We start from the raw sequence: 20,423 nt of genomic DNA, 5'->3' as shown, positions 1-20,423 counted from the left end.
GCAGCGCGGGATCCCGCGACGCTAGGAAGCGAGGGGTTCGAGCGCCTGTTGAGAGGTGGCTGCACCCAGGCCGCGCGCGATCCGGCGCCTGCTCGCGAGCCACAGCGTGATCCCAGCGAGGAACACGAGCACCTCGGTGCCGGTGAGCGCCCAGACGATGCCGGCGAGGCCGAACCACAGGTTTCCGAGGATCACAATCGGGATGAACAGCACACCCTGCGCGAGTGACATGCCCATCGCGGGGGCGACGAGGCCGGTCGCCTGGAAGAGCGAGACGATGAGGCCGGTGAACCCGTTCACAATCGTCGCGACAAGCTGTGCCGTCAGGATCACCACGCCAATGGCGAGCACCGAGTGATCGGCGGAGAACACCCCGAACACCTGCTCGCGGAAGATAAACACAGTTCCCGAGAAGACCAGTACGATCGCGCCGACGGCGATTGCCGCACCGCGAAGCGCCGCGTTGAGGCGTGCGGCGTCCCCCTTTCCGAAAGCGTAGGCGAGCAGCGGCAGCACGCCGATGGTCACGCCCATGACGAGGAATTCCGGGACCTGAGCGATGCGCACCGCGACACCCATGGCTGCCAGAGCGTTGTCGCCGTAAGCGCTCGCGAGGTTGTTGAGCACGAGCGTCGTGACGATGATGAAGCCGGCCTGCAACAGCTCGCCCGCGCCAATACCGAACACCTGCTTCATAATCTCGGGGCGCAGCGTGAACCAGCGCGGCGCGAAGCTGACGTGTTCGCTGTTGCGCTGCAGCCACACGAGCCAGTATGCGATGCTGATTGCGTTTCCGAGACCGATGGCGAGGGCTGCGCCGGCAACTCCCCAGTGCAGCACGAGGATGAACAGTACGTCGAACACGAGGTTTCCGGCGACGGAGAGCATCAGGCCGATCATCGCCTGGCGCGCGGCGCCCTCGGATCGCACGATCTGTTCGAGCGTGAATGCGGCAGCGAGCACCGGCACGAACGCGAGCATCACCCCGACATACGCGCTCGTCGCCGAAACGGCCGCGGCGTCGGCGCCGAGCAACGCGACCAGGGGATCGAGCAGGATCAGCCCGAGCACTGCAAGCACCGCGCCGACCGCGATCGCGCCCCAGAGGGCGAACGAGGCGATGCGTTTGATGTCAGCTGCACGCGCTGGATCGTGTTCGGCGGCGCCGAGCGTGCGTGAGATCAGCGAACTGCCGCCGACCCCGAATACGCCGCCGACGGCCATGATCAGACCGAGTAGCGGTGTGCCGAAAGTGATCGCTGCGAGGAGCGACGTGTCGTGCTGTGACCCGATGAACGCCGAGTTGATGACGTTGTAGACGGCGCTCACCACCATCGCGGCAGCCATCGGCACGCACAGGTGCACGAGCGCGCTGAAGATCGGGGCGGAAGAGAGGAACCAGCGGTTTTTTGCCGCGGCGGTGTCGGTGTTGGTGTCGGCCGTGTTGGTGTTGGTGTCGGTGGTGGTGTTTGCCGTGATGGTCGCGGTTGTTTTGGCGGTGGTGGTGGAGTCGGCGGTTGGTGAGTCGGCTGCGGGCGAGTCCGCGACGTTCGTGGATGCTTTGGTGCGCATGAGTGCTCCGTTCTGGCGGGCCGCGGCCCAATTTTGGGCGCGACAAAAAGTCCGGTCGGCGGGGTCGCCGAAGAGACGCGGAAAAGGGGTTCGCGAAAATGGGTCGTTCGATCAGCGGCGCCGCGTCAAGCGGCAACGCGGGGAGCTACTCAGGAGCCGAGCTGCGGAGGCGGCCGAGGCTACCTGATCGGTTCGGGGAGGTCCGCCGTGATTTTTCTCAGAAGCGCGTGCAGGGTTGCGCGCTCGTCGTCAGAAAGTGATGCGAGTAGGGAGTCGTCGAGGGCGTACATCGCTTCCTCGAATCCGGAAATGAGGGCGATACCCTCTGGGGTCGCGTAGACACGTTTGGTTCGGGCGTTGCCGGCGTCGGCCCGCCGCTCAACGAGGCCACGCCGTTCGAGCCCCTGCAACAGGCTCGACACGCTCGCGGCGCTGGTGCGGGTGACCTCGGCGATATCGCGTTGAATTGCACCCGGTTGACGGAGCAGGTAGCCGAGCACGAAGCTCTGCTCCTGCGACAAATCGCGCTCGCGAACCCACTCTTCGGCGCCTTTGCGTTGCGCCCAGCCGATCCACCGCATGAGTTGCAGCGGCGTATCAAAGTTCGGTCGATCGTTCATTGTCAGAACTCTAACTGTTAGATCTCGAACTGTCAACGTGAACGCATTGTCGTGCATCATTGTGGTTATGACCGCAGCTGAAGAAGTCGACGTCTGGCTCGCAGCGCAGGATCACGCGTTCGTGTCTGGCGCTCAGGCTGTTCGCGAAACTATTCTGCGTGCAGCGCCCGCGGCCGAGCAATCAATCAAGTGGAAGGCGCCCAATTTCACGTGGCAGGGCTGTGACTTTGCAACGTTTAATATGCGTCGGCCGGCACAACTGCAACTGATTCTGCACACGGGCGCTGCGCTGCGCCCTGAGCTGCCCCAGACTGAGATTGCACCCGTCGGCGATGTGTTTCGTTGGGCGGGGCACAACCGCGCGGTAATCACCTGGACGTCACGCGACGCGATTGCTCAGCAGCAAGAAGCGCTGGCGCAAGTGATCCGCGCTTGGGTGGCCGCCCTCTAGCGCGAGTGCAACTGCACGCCGCCCCCCTCGCACTCCCGAACCCCTCCGTAGTTGCCGAACCCCTCGCTCGATGGCGCTTGCCGCGGAGGGGTTGGGCGAACGCGGAGGGGTTGGGCAACCACAGAGGGGCTCGGTGAGCACAGAGGGGCTCGGTGAGCACAGAGGGGCTCGGCGACCACAGAGGGGCTCGGCGCTGTGAGACGGGTGCGTGTCGAACTACCCGTCGAACTACCCGTTGAACTGGGCCGGGTGCGGGCCCGTGCGGCCGTCGCGCTCAAGGCCGTCGATTGCCGCGAGCTCCGCGGCGTCGAGCGTGAAGCCGAAGATGTCGAAGTTCTCGGCGATGCGCGCGGGCGTCGTCGACTTGGGAATGACGATGCGATCCTGCTGGAGATGCCAGCGGAGCACGACCTGTGCGGGAGTCTTTCCGTGGCGGGCAGCGATGTCGACGATCGCCTGCTCGCTGAGTACGGCGCCCTGAGCGAGCGGGCTCCAGGCCTCTGTCGCGATCCCGCGCGCTGTGTTTGCTGCCACGACGGCACGGTTTTGCATGGCCGGATGCAGTTCGACCTGGTTTACCGCGGGCACGATGCCGTGCTCGCTAATGATGCGATCGAGGTGTTCTGGCTCGAAGTTCGAGACGCCGATAGCCCGCACGCGACCGTCGGCGGCGAGGCGCTCGAGCGCGCGCCAGGTGTCGGGGAACGTGCCGAGCTCGGGGGCGGGCCAGTGAATGAGGTAGAGGTCGAGGTACTCGAGTCCGAGTCGCTCAAGCGTGGCGTCGTAGGCGGCGAGGGCCTGGTCGTAGCCGTGGTCGGCGATCCAGACCTTCGACGTGATGAAGAGCTCATCGCGCGCGATGCCCGACTCGGCGAGAGCGCGGCCGACACCGACCTCGTTGCCGTAGATGGCTGCGGTGTCGATGCTGCGATACCCGGTCTCGAGCGCGGCGGTAACCGCGGCCGTCGTCTCGTCGTCTGGCACCTGGAAGACGCCGAAGCCGAGCTGCGGCATAGTGACGCCGCTATTCAGTGTGATCTGGGGGTTGGTGGTCATGTGAGACTCCTCTGGTCGGGGGCTTGGTGGTCGGTTGCGCGGTCAGACCGCGAGATTATGGGGTGCGGCTGCAGTTGCATCAACGGCGCAGGTGGGCCTCGAGGGAGTCGCGGATCGGTTCGCCCGCGCCGCCCCCGCTGCGAATACCATCACGACGAGAGCGACAGCGGTGAGTGACGCGCCGATCCAAATCGGGGAGGTGTAGCCGAGACCCATGGTGATGCCCACCCCGCCGGCCCACGCGCCGAGCGCGTTGCCGACGTTGAACGCGCCGATGTTGGCGCCTGAGGCGAGCGTCGGGGCGCCGCCCGCGTACCGCATGATGCGGCTCTGGAGGCCCGGCACGGTGCCGAACCCGAAGCCGCCCATAGCGATGAGAATCACAATGGTGACGGGCTGAGACGAGGCGAAGATGCCGAAGAGGGCGAGCACGATCGTGAGCGCCGCGATGAAGCCGATGAGCGTGCCGTCGATCGAGCGGTCGGCGAGGCGGCCGCCCGCCCAGTTGCCGATGACCAGCCCGATGCCGAAGAGCACGAGCAGCCACGGCACCGAGGTGCTGGCAAATCCAGTGACGTCGGTGAGTGCGTAGGCGATGTACGTGAAGGCGCCGAACAGCCCTCCGTAGCCGAGCGCGGTGACCGCGAGCGACAGCCACACTTGACCTGAGCGGAAAGCGCCCATCTCGCTGCGCAGGCTCACGACCGGACCGGTTGCGCGCGGTGCGCGGACAAGCGTGGCAATGCCGGCGAAGGCAACGACGCCGATGACCGAGATGACCCAGAATGTTGCCCGCCAACCGAACTGCTGGCCCAAGAACGTGCCGAATGGCACCCCGAACACGTTCGCGGCGGTCAGCCCAGTAAACATAATCGCGATCGCGCTGCCCTGCTTGCCCGGGGCGACGAGGCTGGCCGCGACGACCGCGCCGATACCGAAGAATGCGCCGTGGCTGAGGGCCGCAATCACGCGGCCGAGCATGGCGAGTTCGTACCCGGTCGCGAGGGCGGTGACGACATTGCCGATGATGAACAGCACGATGAGGCCGAGCAACACGGGTTTGCGCGGCAGTCGGGTGGTGGCCGCGGTCAACCCGAGTGCGCCGACGACCACGGCGAGTGCGTAACCCGAGATGAGCCAGCCAGCGGCGGCCTCGGTGACCCCGAGGTCTGTGGCGACCTCGGGGAGCAGGCCCATGATGACGAATTCGGTGAGGCCGATGCCGAATGCTCCGAGGGCGAGTGCGATGAGTCCCAAAGGCATGAGGTGATCCTGATTTCCTGGTAAAGTAATTGCAGACGCGGGTTATTGCGTCGATGCAGATAATAATTGCACACGCAAGTAACCAGCGCAAGCAACTAGTTTCGGGAGTGGCCATGGGCATTGCAGACGACGCCGTTGAGATTCGTGCTCGCGGATGGCGCACCCTCGCGGCCTTGCATACCCTCATCGAGGCGGAGCTCGAGCGCGCGCTCGCCGCATCGGTGCAGCTCTCGGTCGTTGAGTACACCGTGCTTGATGCACTGAGTCGGCAAGACGGCTGGCATATGCGCATGCAGCAACTCGCGCGGGCCACCGCCCTCAGCCCCAGCGCGACCACGCGGCTGGTGACGCGGCTCGAAGATCGCGGCCTGCTCACTCGTGTACTCTGTGCCGACGATCGGCGCGGCATCTACACGGAGCTCACCGCTGCTGGTCGCGAGTTATATGAGCGAGCGCATCCATTGCACGACGAAACACTTGAGCGAGCGTTGGCAGGTGCCGCCGAACAGCCCGAGCTCGCGCCGGTGGTGCACGCATTGCAGTCGCAGGGTGCGCTCAGCCCGGGCGGTGTGTGAAGCTGGGTTACGCAATCGATTGTGAAATTGTTTGGAGAACCGGCCTAATAATGGCCTAAATGGGTCCGGTTTGGCTCATTTGTGTCCAATTTACGCCTAAATTCTGCCTGTTTTGAACAGTTTTTCGACGCTCAGGGCCGATACCGCCTATTCTCGAGGGGGGCGGGATATCGTTGGATTGACCGACAGCGCAGTGTCGGGGCAATACGTTTCAAGGAGATACCCATGGCACCACACGTCGACGGCGCTGGCACGAAGCAGCAGCGCGGCATCGAGACACGCATGGCGTTGCTCGAGGCGTCGGGCCGAGTCTTCTCGAGGCTCACTTACGACCAGGCGAAGCTGAAAGACATCTCGGACGAGGCGAATGCCAGCCAGGGATCGATTTACTTCCACTTCGGCAACAAGTACGACATCGCCGAGGCCGTGCTTAACGTTCAGCAGGAGCGCATGGCCACGACCCTCGAGGCGGAGCTATCGCTTGGCCGTACGGGCTACGACACGATCCTGCACATGCTCGTGAAGCTCGCGACCCTCATGGCGACTGACCCGCTGGTGCAGGCCGGGCTGCAGCTGGTGGATTCGCTTCCCGAGGAACTTCGGGATCGGGGCCACGACTCATACGTGCGATGGCAAGAACGCACGCAGATGCTCGTTGAACAGGGCGTTCGCGACGGTTCCATTACTTCGACCGAAACACCCGAGTTGCTTGCGGAGATCATTACCGCGCTGTACGTCGGCGGGCAGATGATGTCGGGAATGGCGGATCGCTGGACGTCGTTGCCCGCCCGCATGGAGCGCTCGTTGCCCTTCGTTCGGATGCTGCTGCGCCCGGAGAGCTGAGCCGCTAAGTAGCTAAGTAGCTGAGCCGCTGAGTAGCTGAGCCGCTGCGGCGCTCGGTCGCTACTATTCCTCGTGCGTTTCGACCTGCCACCCGAGTCGCGGGGCCACCTCGGTGGCGAGCAGTTCGATTGAGCGCAGCGTCAACTCGTGCGTTGCGGCAATCGAGTGCACCTGGGCGGTGATATCGGTCGCGTGGGCGAGTGTTTCGTCTGCGCGCAGCGACGCGACCACCTCGTCGGGGGTGCCGACGTGCGTATCTGTAATGCGCACGAGATCCTCAATGGACAGCGAATCTGCGTCGGCACCGTGCATTTGAGCTGCGAGCCGACGGAGCCCGGCATCGGCGAGCTGCAGCGCGTGGTCACGCTGGTCAGCATCGACGACGAGGATCGTGCGCGAAGCGAGTACGCGCTCGGGTCTACCCTCGGGTAGCGCGGCGCGATGCGCCTCGACGATCGGCAATTGGAGAGCGTGCAGCGGAGCATCGCGCTGTGCCTCAGGGCGCGGCTGCGTGCGCGAGAGCATCAGACCATCACCGCGAGCCCCGGCCCGCGCCGCGCCCTCGGCCGAGAAGGTGCCCTGCCAGATGCGTTGCCCGAGGTCGCCGCCCGTGGGATACATGCGCGCGCTCGTACCGCGGATGCCCGCGCCGCCAAGGGCCTCGAGCAACACTGTGAAGTGCTCCTCGAAGATTGCGCGGCGCTGCTCGAAATCGTGGCCGAACGGCGCAAACGACGATGGGGTGCCTCCCGAGGCGATGCCGAGCTGCACGCGCCCGTCGCTGATCGCGTCGAGGACCGCTGCGTCTTCGGCGACCCGCACGGGATCATCGATTGGGAGCGTGACCACGGCTGTGCCGAGCGCAATTCGGCTCGTGTCGCGGGCGGCCGCAGCGAGCAGCACGAAAGGGGAGGGGAGGCCGCCCTCGTGCTCACCGAAGTGGTGCTGCGCGACCCACGCTGACGCGAAGCCGTGCGTCTCTGCCGCGCTTATTTGCTCAAGCGCGAACCGATACCGCTCCGCCGCCGAGACGGGTTCGAGCAGACGGGTGAAGAGTCCGAGCCGAGCTCCGGTCAAGTGGTCCCCCTGTGATTGCGGTGCGGCGTTGGCGGCAGCGCGCGCCGCCTCCAATCTTCGCCGAACACGAGGGTTGCCGCCGAGATCGAGCGCATTTTCGCGTAATAAACCCTCGTGGTCGGCGGCAACCCTCGTGCTCAGCGGAAAACGTGGGCGCCGCGCTAGCCCGGGAGGCAGTCGCCCGTTGCTACGGGCGACGTTGCCGTGTCGAGCGTGGCGAGCACCGGCAGCAGCTCAGCGACCGTCATCGCGTAGCCGACGTTCGCGTGCTCGGTGTCTCGCGCGAACACGACGCCGGCCACACCGCCCGCGGGCGTCAGCAGTGGTCCGCCCGAGTTGCCCGGGCGCACGTTGGCGGACAGCACGTGAATGGAGCGCGGCGACGTTGCGGTGCCGTAAATGTCTGAGATCGGGGCGTCGCGGGTTGCGAGCACGCCGGCGGAGACGGTTGTGAACGGCCCGCCGTACGGGAAGCCCTGCACCGCGCCGCTGCTGCCCGGCACGAGTGAGTCGTCGATGGGCAGCGGCGCCGCGTCGACGTCGACCGCGATCACCGCGAGGTCATCGACCGGGTCAAAGTACACAACCGTGCCGTCGCGCGCGGGCTCGCCTGGCAGCTCCACGAGCGGCGATTCGATGCCGGCAACGACGTGGGCGTTCGTCACGACGCGATCCTCGGCGACAACGAACCCGGTGCCGGTCGGCATGGTTCCGCAGCCGTACGCGACGCCAGACACCCGCGCGACGGAACCCGCGGCCGCCGCAAGCGCGGGGTCATCGGTGTCGATGGCCGTTGGCGACGTTTCGGTGCTCAGATCGGAGTCGAGCAGTGCATCAACCGTCGGGATCACGGTGTCGCCGAGCACCGCAGCGTGCAGCCGCGCAGCCGCCTCGGTGAGCGGCTTCGGGGTCCACTGCTGCAGCGTGCGCAGCACCGACGACGATGCGGCGGCCGACGACACGGCGGGTACGCCCGATGACGCGACTGCAGCACCGATCAGGGCGACCGCGGTCGCCGAGGCGACGAGTCCGAGTACGCCGCCGAGCAGTCGCTCGAACACGCGCAGCTTGAGGCGGTCTGCGCCGCGCCGAAACAGGGATCCGACGAGCGACCCGAGCCACGCGCCGAGCGCGAGCAGCACGACAGCTGAGGCGATTACCGCCGCGCTGCGCCAGCCGTTCTCCGGGATTTGGCGTGCGATGATCGGCAGCAGCCACGGCGCGACGGCCGCGCCGACCACGAGCCCCGCGAGAGTGCCGAGCGACGAGAAGAGTCCGGCTCGAATGCCGAGGATGGTGGCCACGGCGAGCACGACCACAATGATGATGTCGGCGATCTGCAAGACCCGGCCTCAATTCCCGAATGCGCGCGGGCCGGGTGCCCGCCGCGTTTTGGGAACTGTACTGAATCGGCCTGGGAGCGCAGCGCAGAAATCGGCCCGATCACACACGGCGCCGGGAGCGCAGCGCAGGAGCGGGCCGTCCGCCCGTCCCGCACCGCGCACCCGGCGGGTCGTTACTTCTTTGTGTACAGCGTGCCCGGTAGCTCGTACTGATTCTGATCGGGCGCGGTGCCGTCGGCGTTGTCTTGAATGAGATCGGCGACCTTGGTCGCGATCGCGGGCCAGTCCTGCTTGATCGTGGCGACGAACGGACCGCCCTTGTCGATCTCGGCGATCGCGAAGTCCTGGCCGTCGACGCCGACGACCGGAATGTCGGTGACCTTGGCCGCGTCGAGCGCTTGCGTCGCGCCGAGCGCTGGCTCGTCCCAGCCGCCCCAGATGCCGTCGATTTTGTCGCCCTCGGCCGAGATCAGATCCTGCACTGACTTGCGCGCATCGTCAACGGGGCCGGGAACGTTGACGTGCTTCTCCTCGAGAATCTTGATGCCGGCCTTCTCGAAGGTCGTGCGCGCCCCCTCAGCGCGGGCGCGCACGCCCGGGTGCGGATCGTGGGTGAGCATGACGATGGATCCTGATCCGCCGATCGCGTCGATGAGCGCGTTCGCGCTCTGTTCGCCGAGGTCGGCGTTGTCGCTCGTCACGTTCGCCGCGATTGCGTCATCGGTCGCTGCGTCGATCGCGAAGACCGGAATGTCGGCGTCAGCGGCGGCCTTCAGGCCGAGCGAGATCTGCGTCGGGTCGCCCATGCCGAGCACGATGGCGTCGGGCTGCTGGGCTGCCGCGTTCTGGAACGCGCTGTTGAGCTTGTTCATGTCACCAGCGGTGTCTTCGACGCTGACGTTCCAGCCGCGGTCCTTGCCCTCCTTCTGGAAGAGGTCGATCACCTCTTTGGTGGTCGCGTTACCGAGGTACGGGGTGACGACTGCGATGGTGAGCCCGTCGCCCGAACCGGAGCTGTCGGCAGCGTCGCCGGATCCGGAGGCGGAGCAGGAGCTCAGGGCGAGGGTCGCGGCGGCGGCGAGGCCGAGTGCCGCGATAGTCCTGGTCAACTTCATGGTGTTGCCTTTCGTGCGGGTGAATGAGTGGGGGTGTGAGTGCGAGTTGAAGCGATCGGAAAAGCGGGGAATAACGCGAAATCGAAACCGAAACCGGATCAACGCGCCCGGGCGAGCCCGTGAAACGTGGGCGTGAGCGCGTCGTACAGGCGACGATGCGTGGCAATGAGCGGCTCGAATCGCTCGCGGTCGGGTGCGGGCCGTGACAATACATCGGCGTCGCTCGGCGCGAACTGCGGCTCGGGGGTGGGTAATCCGAGGGCGGCTGTCACGGCGCGCACGGCCGAGTGCGTTCCCGGATCGTGGGTCGTCCTCGTCACAATTGTTGCGTCGAACACGTCGGCGAGAATCTGCCGCCACGCCGAACTCGTCGCGGCGCCGCCCACGAGCGGGATGCGGGGCTGTCGAATGCCGAGCTCGTCCGCCGCGTGCCGCAGCGCCAGGGCCACTCCCGTGAGCACCGCGAGGTGCAGGTCTTCGGGGCGGGTCGCCTCGGTGACGCCGACGAATGCGCCTCTGAAGTCGGCGTCGCGCACCGGCGTGCGTTCCCCCGAGATGCCGGGCAGGCAGAGTGGACGAGCGGCAAACGATGCCGGATCGGCCAGCCGCTCCGCGATCCTCGTCTCGATGGCCGCGAAATCGTGACCCGGGAAGAACGTGCGCCGCGACCAGTCAGCGGCCGCCCCCGCCGATTGCACGGCGCCGATGCGCAGCCGCGCGTCCCAGCCGGGCAAAACGAGAGAGTGGATGGGAGAGACCGCGGCCGCTGCCAGTGAATCGGCACCGGCAGGCGTCACCGCCGCGAGCCACCCGGTCGTTCCGAGGTACAGGTACGCGTCGCCCGGCGCCGACCCGACGAGACCGTCGGTCGTCGATCCCGCGTCGCCCATCGCGTGCACGACGGGGATTCCGGCGGGCACGCCGAGCACGGCCGCGGTGGCCGCGGTCACGAGGCCGATAACGGTGTCGCCTGGCGTGACGCCGACCAGGCGCGGCAGCTGCGCGATCCGCGCGCCCGCGGCGTTCGCGACATCGTTCAGCCAGGCGCGCTCGGCGACGCCCAGCAACCCGGTGGTCGACGCCGTGAGCACGTCGCAGGCGGCCGCGCCGGTCGCCCGCCAGGCAACGTAGCCGGGCGCGCCGAAGAGTAGCTGCTCTGCTTGCTCAAGAATGGCGGGTTCGCGGTCGCGCAGCCAGGCGATCTTCGCGGCGACGTTGGTGACGTCCTGCTGGTTGCCGGTCCGTCGCTCCCAATCGGGGAGATCGGCGACGAGCCGCTCGTGCTGCGCCGCCGCGCGCGTGTCGGAGTAGAGCAGCACCGGTCGCAGGGCGTGGTCGCCTGCGACGGCGACGAGATCTTGCATTTGTCCCGTGAGACCGATCGCCGTAACGCTCCCGGCGAGCCCGGTCTCGGCGAGCGCTGCCGCGGCGGCGTCCCACCAGTCATCTGCCCGCTGTTCGGCCTCGCCCGCTGGGCCCGTCACCGTGGCATATTCGGCCTGCGCCCGAGCGAGCACACCGCCGTCGGCGGTTGCCACGGCGAGCTTGACGCTCGACGTGCCGAAATCGAAGGCGGCGATCACGGTCATGTCAGCGCCGCTTCTTGCTCAGGCGACTCAGGCTCACGGCGAGCACGATGATCGCGCCGGTCAGAATCTGCTGCACGTAGCTGTTGACCTGCAATAGATTGAGCCCGTTGCTCAGCACACCGACAATGCCGAGACCGACCGCGGTGCCGCCGATGGTCGGCTGGCCCGCCCGCGAGAGCGTGATGCCGAGAAACACCGCGGCGATCGACGACAGCATGAACGGGTCGGCGGCAGATGGGTGGGCCGATGCGAGGCGGGCGATCAGTACGATGCCGGCGAGCGCGGAGCCGAATCCCGAGACGAGGAAGGCCGAGAACCGCACGAATCGCGTCTTCACACCCGACAGTCGGGCCGCTTCGGCGTTGCCACCCACCGCGTACCAGTTTCGGCCGATGACCGTCTTCGACAGCACGAACCACACGACGAGCGCGAGCACGACGGCGAAGATGACGGGGATCGGGATCGGGCCGAGGCGGCCCTGGCCGAGCCACACGAACGCGTCAGGCAGGCCGAACACGGTGGTGCCGTTTGCGAGCAGCAGTGCGAGGCCCGCGAACCCGGTCATGGTGGCGAGCGTGGCAATGAACGCCGACAAGCCCAGGTACGCCACGAGCAGGCCGTTGACCGCGCCGGCCGCGATGCCGACGAGCAGGCCGAGCAAGATCGCGAGCGCCGGGTGCATGCCGCTGATGAGCAGCTGCGCGGTGATCACACCGGTGAGGCTCGCGAGCGATCCCACCGACAGGTCAAAATCGCCGACCACCATCACCACGGTCTGCACCGAAGCGATCATCGCGAGTACGGCGAGCTGCTCGAGAATGTTGACGAAGTTCACGGGCGTGAGAAACGCCTGCGGCTTGAGCACGGCGAAGAGCACGATGAGGCCGATGAGGCCGATGAGGGTGCCGAAGGAGGCGAGGCGTGCGGGCAACGCTGCCCGTCGCTTGGCGCTGGTCACTACGGCCTGCGGAGTCGTTGACATCATTCGGGCTTCCTGTAGCAGAGATGGAGAATGGATTCTTCGGTGGAGTCGGCCGCCGACACAACGCCGGTGAGGTGGCCCTCGTGCAGCACGGCGATTTCGTCGGCGATGCCGAGCAGCTCGGGGATCTCGCTCGAGACGACCACGACGGCGACACCTGATTCGGCCAGGCGCCGAATCAGCTGGTAAATCTCGGCCTTCGTGCCGATGTCGATGCCGCGCGTTGGTTCATCAAGCAGCAGCACGCGCGGGCCGCGCTCAAGCGTCTTCGCCAGCACGACCTTCTGTTGATTGCCGCCGGAGAGTTCTGCGACGGGTTGCCGCACCGAAGTCGCTTTCAGTTGGAGTTCGCCCGCCCATCGTTCGGCGGTCGCGCGCTCACGCGCGGCGCTCATCACGCCCAGGCTGCTGAGCGCCCGGAGGTTCGCGAGCGCGATGTTCGACTGGATCGTGTCGGACATCACGAGGCCCTGCCCGCGTCGCTCCTCCGGCACGAGCGCGATGCCGGCCTGCATACTGCGCCCGACACCCGAGCGGGTCACGTCTTGCCCGGAGATGCGCACGCTGCCGGATCGCACCCGCTGAGCACCGGCCACGAGTTTGAGCAGTTCGCTGCGGCCGGATCCCGCGAGACCCGCGATACCGAGCACGCGCCCGCTGCGTGCCGTCAGGCTCACATCGGTCAGCGTGTAGCCACTGAGTGCCTCGACCTCGAGCACGGGCTCGCCCGCGTCGGCCGCGCGCTGCGGGTACACCTGGCCGTGGTCGCGGCCGATCATCGCGGAGACGACGTCACCCGTATCGGTGTCGATGATGGGTTTCGTCCAGACGTGCTGGCCGTTGCGCATCACGGTGGCCGTGTCGGCCAGAGCGAACACCTCTTCGAGGCGGTGGGAGACGTACACAATCGCCGTGCCCTCGTCGCGCAGCGCGCGCAGCACGGTGAACAGCTGTTCCGTCTCCGTGTCGGTGAGGGCGGCCGTTGGCTCGTCGAGTATGAGCACGCGAGCGTCACGGGCGAGGGCGCGTGCCAGGGCGATCATCGTCTGCTGCACGGCCGAGAGCTCGCCGACCGGGGTGTCGAGCGGAATGCGCTGGCCCAGCCGTTCCAGCTGGAACGCGGCATCGCGGTCGAGCGTGCGACGGTGCACGAGGGCACGCGATCCCGCGCGACGCATGCCCAGGAAGATGTTTTCGGCCGCGGCCAGCGACGGCACCAGCGTGAGCTCCTGGGGGAGCGCGACGATGCCGAGCGCCTGGCCATCGCGCACCGAGCGCAGCTGCTGCGGTTCGCCCGCGACGAGCACCCGGCCAGCACTCGGCGTGATGGCGCCAGAGAGCACATTGATGAGCGTGGACTTGCCCGCGCCGTTCTCGCCGAGCAGCGCGTGGATGCTCCCGGCGTGAAACTCGAGCGTGATGTCAGACACCACGCGCACTGGGCCGTAGTCCTTGCTGACGGCGTCGGTCGCGAGGGCGGGGCCCGAAGGATTGAACGTCACTGTCGTCTCCTTATCCCGTTTCTCAGCGGCCGCCGCGCATGAACGGCTGCGAACTGTCTGTCAACGACGGCGCATCGCTCGAGAGCAGCAGGGACAGCCCGGTTTCTCCGGCTTCGCGATCGGCAGACACCACAACGCTATCGCCTGCCGTGAGGGCGCGATCGTCGACGACGGCTCGGCCGCTGCCGCTGAACGTGAGGCGCGATGACAGCAGCGCAGGTTCGGCCACTCGGCGACCGAGCAACTGAGCCGATTCTTCGTCGAGGCTCGTGGCCTGCACGGTCTCACTCGCGCGTTCGACAACGACGCCAGAGGTCGCGTGCAGCAGGTCGTAGAGCGACTCCGTGGCGAGCGCGGCTGGGTCGATTGCGGCGGCCAGATCGACCGGGATCACGGAGGTCTGCAGAATGAACGGGTCACCGTCGACGAAGCGCAGACGCACGAGTTCGTAAGCTTCGAGGGTGTCGAGCGACATCCGCTGCTGTTCAATGGGGGAGACGAGGATCGGCGCAAACCCGAGCACTTCCGTGCGCAGCGTGCGCCCGGTCGCCTCGACCTGCGATGCCAGGCTCGCGAGTCTGCCGAGCGGCAAGCGGAACGGGCGGCTGTTCACGTAGGTGCCCTTGCCCTGCTCCGAACTCAGCAGGCCCTGCTCAGTCAGCGATTGAATGGCCTGCCGCACGGTCATTAGGGTGACACCGAAGCTCTCGGCGAGTTCCTTCTGTGCGGGGAGGGTGTCGCCGGCGCCGAGTTGCTCCTCGGTGATCGCCGACGCGATGGCGCGCGCGATGGCGACGTACTTCGGCAGGCCGTCGTTGCGGCTGAACGAGATGCGCTGGGGGCTCCAGCTGGCGGCGGCGGTCATGCGACCGGTGCCTCGCGTTGACCGGCTCCCGCGAGCCCGCGGCTGCGCCCAACGAGCGCCGGTGCGACCGCGTCGACCAGCGCCGTGACGGAGTCGGGGCCCTCCTCGGCCGCGGTGACGAGGCGCGTGCCGATGATCGCACCGTTCGCGCCGACCTCCATCAGGAGCTCGACCTCATCGGGGCCGCGCACCCCGAAGCCCACGCAGACGAAGTAGGGCCGATCGCCGAATGCCTCGGCGAGTTCACCGAGCCGCTCGGAGGCCTTCTCAGGGTTAAAGGTGCCACCGGTGCGTAGCGCTGCCGACTGCAGGTAGATGACGGGGCACTCGATCGGGCTCGCTGCCAGTTGCGCGAGGTCCTCTTGCAGGTAGAGAAAGATGACCGCCTCAAGCCCACGCTGTGCTGCGCGCTCGGCGAGTTCGAGCTGTTCGGCCATCGAGTGCTGCGGCAGCAGGTAGGCGTCGATGTCGGCGGCCACGAGCTCATCGAAGAATGCGTCGGGCGTGATGCCGTCAAACGTCGAGGCGTAGGCGAGGGCGACGATGGTGTCGTCAGCATTGGCGCGGCTCGCGGCGGCCAGCCGCAGGGCGTCGGGGATGCCTGCGAGATGCTGGGAGGCCCGGTCGGCAGCGGCCTGAATCAGTGGGCCATCGAGCGCGGGAGCGGGGCCCGGCATGCTCACTTCGAGCGCGTCGAGCCCCGCGTTAAAGGCGGCGCGAGCCGCAGCGGTGAACGCCTGGGGTTCTGGGAAGCCGGCCGGGAGAAACCCCATGAGCATGCCCCGCCGCTCGGCGGCGAGTTGCTCGAGCCTGCGCTTCAGTCGCGTCGTCATTGCGTGTTCTCCCTTGAACTGGCGTATCGTGCGGCTGTCTTCTAGAAGACTAGATCACTATACGTCGGGGGAGAACGGCGTGCAAGCACTTCTTACATCGCGCGGCTCGCAAACGAGCGCAGCCGCAGGCTGTTGCCGACCACGAATACGCTTGAGAACGCCATCGCGGCCCCGGCGAGCATCGGGTTCAGCAGGCCAAGCGCGGCAAGCGGAATCGCCGCGACGTTGTACGCAAACGCCCAGAACAGGTTGCCCTTGATCGTGCCGAGCGTACGCCGCGACAGCCGGATCGCGTCTCCTACGCTGCGGAGGTCGCCGCGCACTAGCGTGATGTCGGAGGCCTCGATCGCCGCGTCTGTGCCCGTGCCCATTGCGAGGCCGAGATCGGCCTGTGCCAGCGCCGCGGCGTCGTTCACGCCGTCCCCGACCATCGCGACGACGCGGCCCTCGCGCTGCAGGCGCGCGATCACGTCGGCCTTGTCGCGTGGCAGCACCTCTGCGATCACCTCGTCGATGCCAACCTCTGCCGCGATGCGCTCGGCGACCGTGCGATGGTCGCCGGTCAGCAGCACGGGCTTGAGACCGAGATCGCGCAGTTGGCGGATCGCCTCGGCGCTCGTCGGCTTCACCGTATCGGCGACGACGAGTACGCCCCGCAGCTCGCCGTCCCACGCGACGAGCACGGCGGTCTTGCCAGTGGACTCCGCAGCGGACTTCGCGTCGAGCAGAGCGGGCACCGCCGGAATCGACCAGTCATCCATGAGCGCCTGTCGACCGACGAGCACGGCGTGCCCCTCGACGACACCGGACACCCCGAGTCCCTCGGTGTTCGCGAAGCTCTCGATCTCGGGCAATCGCGCCTGCAACTGCGCGGTCGCACCCGCCGCAATCGCCTGCGCGATCGGGTGCTCAGAGGCGTCTTCGAGTGCTCCGGCGAGGCGCAGCAGCGTCTCGCGATCGGTGCCGTCAGCGACGATCGCGTCGACGAGCGTCATGCGCCCCGTCGTGACGGTGCCCGTCTTGTCGAGCACCACCGTGTCAACGCGCTTCGTCGATTCGAGTACCTCTGGCCCCTTGATCAGGATTCCGAGCTGAGCCCCGCGGCCCGTGCCGACGAGCAGTGCCGTGGGCGTAGCGAGTCCCAGTGCACACGGGCACGCGATGATCAGCACGGCGACCGCTGCGGTAAACGCGCTCGCCGCGGGGAAACCCGCGATGAGCCACGCGGCGAGGGTCGCCAGCGCAATCACGATCACGATCGGCACGAAGATGCCCGAAACCTTGTCGGCGAGGCGTTGCACGTCGGCCTTGCCCGACTGTGCGTCTTCAACGAGCCGTGCCATCTGCGCGAGTTGCGTGTCAGACCCGACGCGCGTTGCGCGCACGACGAGTCGTCCGCTCGCGTTCACGGTTGCCCCGGTCACGGCATCACCGGGGCCGGCCTCAACCGGCACCGACTCACCCGTGAGCATGGACGCGTCAATGGCCGAGTGGCCCGAGACGATGACGCCGTCGGCCGCGATCTTCTCACCGGGGCGAACGATGAACTCGTCGCCGACGCTGAGTTCGTCGATCCCGATCCTGACCTCTTCGCCGCCTCTGAGCACCGCGACCTCTTTCGCGCCCAGCTCAAGCAGCGCGCGCAGTGCCGCGCCCGCTTGCCGCTTCGAGCGCTTCTCGAAGTATCGGCCCGCGAGCAGGAACATCGTGACGCCGGCGGCGACCTCGAGGTAGATGTTGCCAGCGCCGTCGCTCGGGGTGATGGTGAGTTCGAACGGGTGCGTCATGCCTGGAGTGCCGGCCATGCCGAAGAACAGCGCGTAGAGCGACCACAGATACGCCGCCGAGGTGCCGACGGAGACCAGGGTGTCCATGGTGGCGGCGCCGTGGCGCAGATTTTTCCACGCCGCGCGGTGGAACGGCCATGCCGCCCACACGATCACTGGCGAAGCGAGGGCGAGCGACGCCCACTGCCAGTATGTGAACTGCAGCGCCGGGATCATGGCGAGCAAAATCACGGGCACCGACAGCACGATCGAGCCGATGAGTCGCTGACGCAGCGAGGTGAGCTCGCGGTCGTCACCGCTTTCGCCGTCGTCGCTGCCTCGAGTGCGGCCAGCTTCGCCAGCTGCAGCGCCGCGCGCGGGGGCGGGTGGCTGCGGCAGGGCGGCGGAATACCCGGTCTTTTCGACCTCGGCAATCAACAGCGCTGGATCAAACCCGGCCGGTGCCGACACCCGCGCCTTTTCGGTTGCGTAGTTGACGCTCGCCTCGACGCCTTCGAGCTTGTTCAGCTTCTTCTCGATGCGCATGGCGCACGAGGCGCACGTCATGCCGCCGATCTGAAGCTCATACGAACTCGCGTCGGTACTGCTCGGTATCGCCATGACTACACCGCCTCTGCGCTATAGCCGGCCTCGTCGACGGCGGCGAGTACCTCGTCAGTGTCAACCGGGCCGGCGTTGGTGGTGACGGCGAGATGGCCGGTTGCGGCGCTCACCGAAACGGCGGTGACCCCGTCGATCTCGCCGACCTCGGACTTCACCGCGCGCTCGCAGTGCTCGCAGGTCATTCCGGTGACGGTGAACTCAGTGGTGGTCATGAACATGCTCCTTGTGCGGTGGGTCAACGGCGGTTGCCGCTACGGCAAATATATACCCAGGGGGGGTATATCGCAAGGGGTGATTTTTGGGGGCTTTTGGGGGCTTTTGGGGGCTTTTGGACGCTCGAGTACTTTCAGGTGTGTCTCACCGGCCGCCTGCTGAGCCCCCACACGATCGCGCCGCTCACTGCCAGCGCGCCGAGCAACCCAGCGACGGTCGCGAGGAGGGCGGCGGCCCCGCGCTCCGGCAACAAGAATCCGTAGGGCACCCAGCCATCTGTCGCGCCGCGTGCGAGCACCACGACGAGCCACACGATCGGGTACGGCAGCACGAGCCAGACGCGCCGCCACGCGAGTGGCGGGCGATCGCCGACGCAGATCCAGTCGAGCAGCATGTACGCCGGAAACACGACGTGCAAGATCGCGCTCGCCCAGGGGGGCGCTGCACCGGTACCGGGCACGAGCACGGTGTAAATCACCCCGACGATCAGCATGCAGCTGACCGCGACCGCGCGCACGTAGGCCAGCGGCACTCTCGAGCCCAGGTCGGCGCCGCCGCGCCGCAGCGTCGCCAACCCGATCGTGACGAGGAGTGCGCTCGATAGCAGGCTGGTGAGATTCGTGAAGTACCCGAAGAAGTCGAACGGGTTGAAGCCCGCGGTGCCCAGCAGGTAATTGTTGGCAAGGGTGAGCAATACCGCGGTGGCGACGACGATGCGTGTCCAAGCGATAGTTGTCGGCGAAAGCATGTCGGCATTCTCGCAGTGCGGCCTGGCGGTGCGCTGCGGGAGCGGGTGGTGCTGGTGCGGGTGGTGCTGCCGCGCCGCCCGCTGCGAGGTTGCGGGCGGGCCGCCCGACACACTCTGACACTCTCGGCGGGAGTCGTTGCTCGCGCGGGCGAGGGTTCCTAGGCTGAGCGTGAAGTGGGCGCGTACGTCGCGCCGCCCCGAAGGAGCCACACATGACAGTCGCCAGCCGCCCGATCCGCCACCTGGGGTTTATTCACCTCGTACCCTTCGATGCGGATGCGCCAGCCGCGGGCTTTCGTGACGCGATCGAGCTGTTTCGCTACGCAGAGGAGCTGGGGCTCGACGGCGGCTGGGTGCGCACCCGTCACCTGCAGCGCGGCTTGCCGTCGCCCGCCGTGCTCTTCGGGGCGCTCGCGCAGGCGACCGAGCGGATCGCGCTGGGGACGGCCGTGATTCCGGTCGGGCATGAGAACCCGTTCCGCCTCGCGGAAGACCTTGCGACCGCCGATGTATTGTCGGGCGGTCGTGTGCACGCGGGGCTGAGCGTGCATCCGCCCGGATACGGCGACGACGCCGTAAATGACCTCGTGCACGACGTGGGTTGGCGTGAGGAAGACTACGGATACGGTCGCATCGAGCGCCTGCGGTCGTTCCTGGCGGGAGACCGGGTGCGCGAGGTCGGCGAATACGCCGGCATCGGAGGCGACATCGACTCGTCGCGGGTCGAACCGTTCAGCGCGGGGCTGGCGGATCGCCTCTGGTACGGCGGGGGATCGCTTCGCTCAGCGGCCTGGGCGGGCGAGGCCGACCTGAACTGGCTGGTGAGCAATATCAGCTCGTCCGAGAACGGCATCACCGACTTCTCGACGGCGCAGCGCGCGCAGATCGACACGTTTCGGGCCGCGAGTCCACGCGGCGACGCGGCGCGGGTTTCGGTCGCCAGGGTCATCGTGCCGACCGATGGCGCGAGCGACGAGCAGGCCGCGAAGTACCGGGCCTACGCCGAGGCGCGCACCCCGCGCACCACGCAGGTGCACGGCAAGAACACGATCATCGCGCGCGACGTGCTCGGATCGCTCGACGAGATCGTCGCCTTCATCGAGGGCGACGCAGCGTTCCAGGCGGCCGACGACTACCTGTTTGAGTTGCCGTTCGAGTTCGAGCTCGCTGACTGGAAGCAGATCCTCCACCAACTCGCGACCCGTATAGGCCCCGCCCTGGGCTGGACCCCAAGAACCCCCTAGCCTCTGTCTCTCCCCCTCCACCCCCCCGGGGGGGGGGGGGGGGGGGGTGGGTCGCAAGTAGGTCGTTTCAACATAAAAGCGCCCCCGGGGGGGGGGGGGGTGTGGGGGGGGGGAGGGGGTGTGGGGCGGGGTGGCGGTGGGT

General features: G+C 67.3%; 19 protein-coding genes. 4 read left to right on the top strand and 15 right to left on the bottom strand.

The window, feature by feature from the left end:
- Positions 1-21: 21 nt before the first annotated feature.
- Together ACFWHR_RS00570 and ACFWHR_RS00565 are read right to left on the bottom strand one after the other, a co-directional pair.
- Positions 22-1,572: an MATE family efflux transporter gene (locus ACFWHR_RS00570; RefSeq protein WP_382446325.1), complete on the bottom strand. Its 1,551-nt coding sequence runs from the start codon at positions 1,570-1,572 to the stop codon at positions 22-24.
- Positions 1,573-1,751: 179 nt separating this feature from the next.
- Positions 1,752-2,192 (bottom strand): MarR family winged helix-turn-helix transcriptional regulator, encoded by a 441-nt coding sequence (locus tag ACFWHR_RS00565; protein WP_382446324.1) that lies wholly within the window; start codon positions 2,190-2,192, stop codon positions 1,752-1,754.
- Between the two features lie 67 nt (positions 2,193-2,259).
- Between ACFWHR_RS00565 and ACFWHR_RS00560 the strand changes: the two genes are divergently transcribed.
- The gene (locus ACFWHR_RS00560) at positions 2,260-2,643 is read left to right on the top strand and encodes a DUF1801 domain-containing protein (protein WP_382446323.1); all 384 of its coding nucleotides are present in this window, start codon (positions 2,260-2,262) and stop codon (positions 2,641-2,643) included.
- A gap of 228 nt (positions 2,644-2,871) precedes the next feature.
- Here the strand turns inward: ACFWHR_RS00560 and ACFWHR_RS00555 are convergent, their stop codons facing one another.
- Positions 2,872-3,699 carry an aldo/keto reductase gene (locus ACFWHR_RS00555; RefSeq protein ID WP_382446322.1) on the bottom strand — a complete coding sequence of 276 codons (828 nt, stop codon included), beginning with the start codon at positions 3,697-3,699 and terminating at the stop codon, positions 2,872-2,874.
- A 42-nt stretch (positions 3,700-3,741) separates the two neighbouring features.
- On the bottom strand, positions 3,742-4,962 hold the full coding sequence (locus tag ACFWHR_RS00550) for an MFS transporter (RefSeq protein WP_382446321.1): 1,221 nt from the start codon (positions 4,960-4,962) through the stop codon (positions 3,742-3,744).
- Positions 4,963-5,075: 113 nt separating this feature from the next.
- Here ACFWHR_RS00550 and ACFWHR_RS00545 point away from each other — a divergent pair, with 113 nt between their 5' ends.
- Entirely contained in the window at positions 5,076-5,537 is a 462-nt protein-coding gene (locus ACFWHR_RS00545; protein WP_382446320.1) for a MarR family winged helix-turn-helix transcriptional regulator, read from the top strand.
- Positions 5,538-5,762: 225 nt separating this feature from the next.
- Positions 5,763-6,380: a TetR family transcriptional regulator gene (locus tag ACFWHR_RS00540; RefSeq protein ID WP_382446319.1), complete on the top strand. Its 618-nt coding sequence runs from the start codon at positions 5,763-5,765 to the stop codon at positions 6,378-6,380.
- Between the two features lie 63 nt (positions 6,381-6,443).
- Here the strand turns inward: ACFWHR_RS00540 and ACFWHR_RS00535 are convergent, their stop codons facing one another.
- From ACFWHR_RS00535 to ACFWHR_RS00485, 11 genes are all read right to left on the bottom strand, one after another.
- A complete protein-coding gene (locus tag ACFWHR_RS00535; RefSeq protein ID WP_382446318.1) occupies positions 6,444-7,457 on the bottom strand; it encodes a putative FMN-dependent luciferase-like monooxygenase in 1,014 nt (337 codons plus the stop codon).
- A 161-nt stretch (positions 7,458-7,618) separates the two neighbouring features.
- Positions 7,619-8,800, bottom strand: a complete 1,182-nt coding sequence (locus ACFWHR_RS00530) for a MarP family serine protease (RefSeq protein ID WP_382446317.1) — start codon at positions 8,798-8,800, stop codon at positions 7,619-7,621.
- Between the two features lie 173 nt (positions 8,801-8,973).
- Positions 8,974-9,915 carry a sugar ABC transporter substrate-binding protein gene (locus ACFWHR_RS00525; protein ID WP_382446316.1) on the bottom strand — a complete coding sequence of 314 codons (942 nt, stop codon included), beginning with the start codon at positions 9,913-9,915 and terminating at the stop codon, positions 8,974-8,976.
- Between the two features lie 98 nt (positions 9,916-10,013).
- Positions 10,014-11,504, bottom strand: a complete 1,491-nt coding sequence (locus ACFWHR_RS00520) for an FGGY family carbohydrate kinase (RefSeq protein WP_382446315.1) — start codon at positions 11,502-11,504, stop codon at positions 10,014-10,016.
- A gap of 1 nt (position 11,505) precedes the next feature.
- On the bottom strand, positions 11,506-12,489 hold the full coding sequence (locus tag ACFWHR_RS00515) for an ABC transporter permease (RefSeq protein WP_382446314.1): 984 nt from the start codon (positions 12,487-12,489) through the stop codon (positions 11,506-11,508).
- The gene (locus ACFWHR_RS00510; RefSeq protein WP_382446313.1) at positions 12,486-13,988 is read right to left on the bottom strand and encodes a sugar ABC transporter ATP-binding protein; all 1,503 of its coding nucleotides are present in this window, start codon (positions 13,986-13,988) and stop codon (positions 12,486-12,488) included. Before ACFWHR_RS00510 ends, ACFWHR_RS00515 begins: the two co-directional genes overlap by 4 nt.
- Before the next feature lie 22 nt (positions 13,989-14,010).
- Positions 14,011-14,853, bottom strand: coding sequence for a GntR family transcriptional regulator (locus ACFWHR_RS00505; RefSeq protein ID WP_382446312.1), 843 nt, complete (start codon positions 14,851-14,853; stop codon positions 14,011-14,013).
- A complete protein-coding gene (locus ACFWHR_RS00500; protein WP_382446311.1) occupies positions 14,850-15,686 on the bottom strand; it encodes a tryptophan synthase subunit alpha in 837 nt (278 codons plus the stop codon). Before ACFWHR_RS00500 ends, ACFWHR_RS00505 begins: the two co-directional genes overlap by 4 nt.
- 92 nt (positions 15,687-15,778) lie before the next feature.
- Positions 15,779-18,073, bottom strand: coding sequence for a heavy metal translocating P-type ATPase (locus ACFWHR_RS00495; protein ID WP_382446310.1), 2,295 nt, complete (start codon positions 18,071-18,073; stop codon positions 15,779-15,781).
- Positions 18,074-18,075: 2 nt separating this feature from the next.
- Entirely contained in the window at positions 18,076-18,288 is a 213-nt protein-coding gene (locus tag ACFWHR_RS00490; RefSeq protein WP_382446309.1) for a heavy-metal-associated domain-containing protein, read from the bottom strand.
- A 134-nt stretch (positions 18,289-18,422) separates the two neighbouring features.
- Positions 18,423-19,037 (bottom strand): Pr6Pr family membrane protein, encoded by a 615-nt coding sequence (locus tag ACFWHR_RS00485; protein WP_382446308.1) that lies wholly within the window; start codon positions 19,035-19,037, stop codon positions 18,423-18,425.
- Positions 19,038-19,249: 212 nt separating this feature from the next.
- On the opposite strand from ACFWHR_RS00485, the gene ACFWHR_RS00480 reads away from it, so the two are divergent.
- A complete protein-coding gene (locus ACFWHR_RS00480) occupies positions 19,250-20,281 on the top strand; it encodes an LLM class flavin-dependent oxidoreductase (protein ID WP_382446307.1) in 1,032 nt (343 codons plus the stop codon).
- Positions 20,282-20,423: the final 142 nt, after the last annotated feature.

The organism is Leucobacter sp. NPDC058333, from assembly GCF_042726155.1.
Taxonomy (GTDB): domain Bacteria; phylum Actinomycetota; class Actinomycetes; order Actinomycetales; family Microbacteriaceae; genus Leucobacter.
Note: the sequence above shows the minus strand (reverse complement) of the source record. Positions and strands in the feature narration are given on the sequence as shown.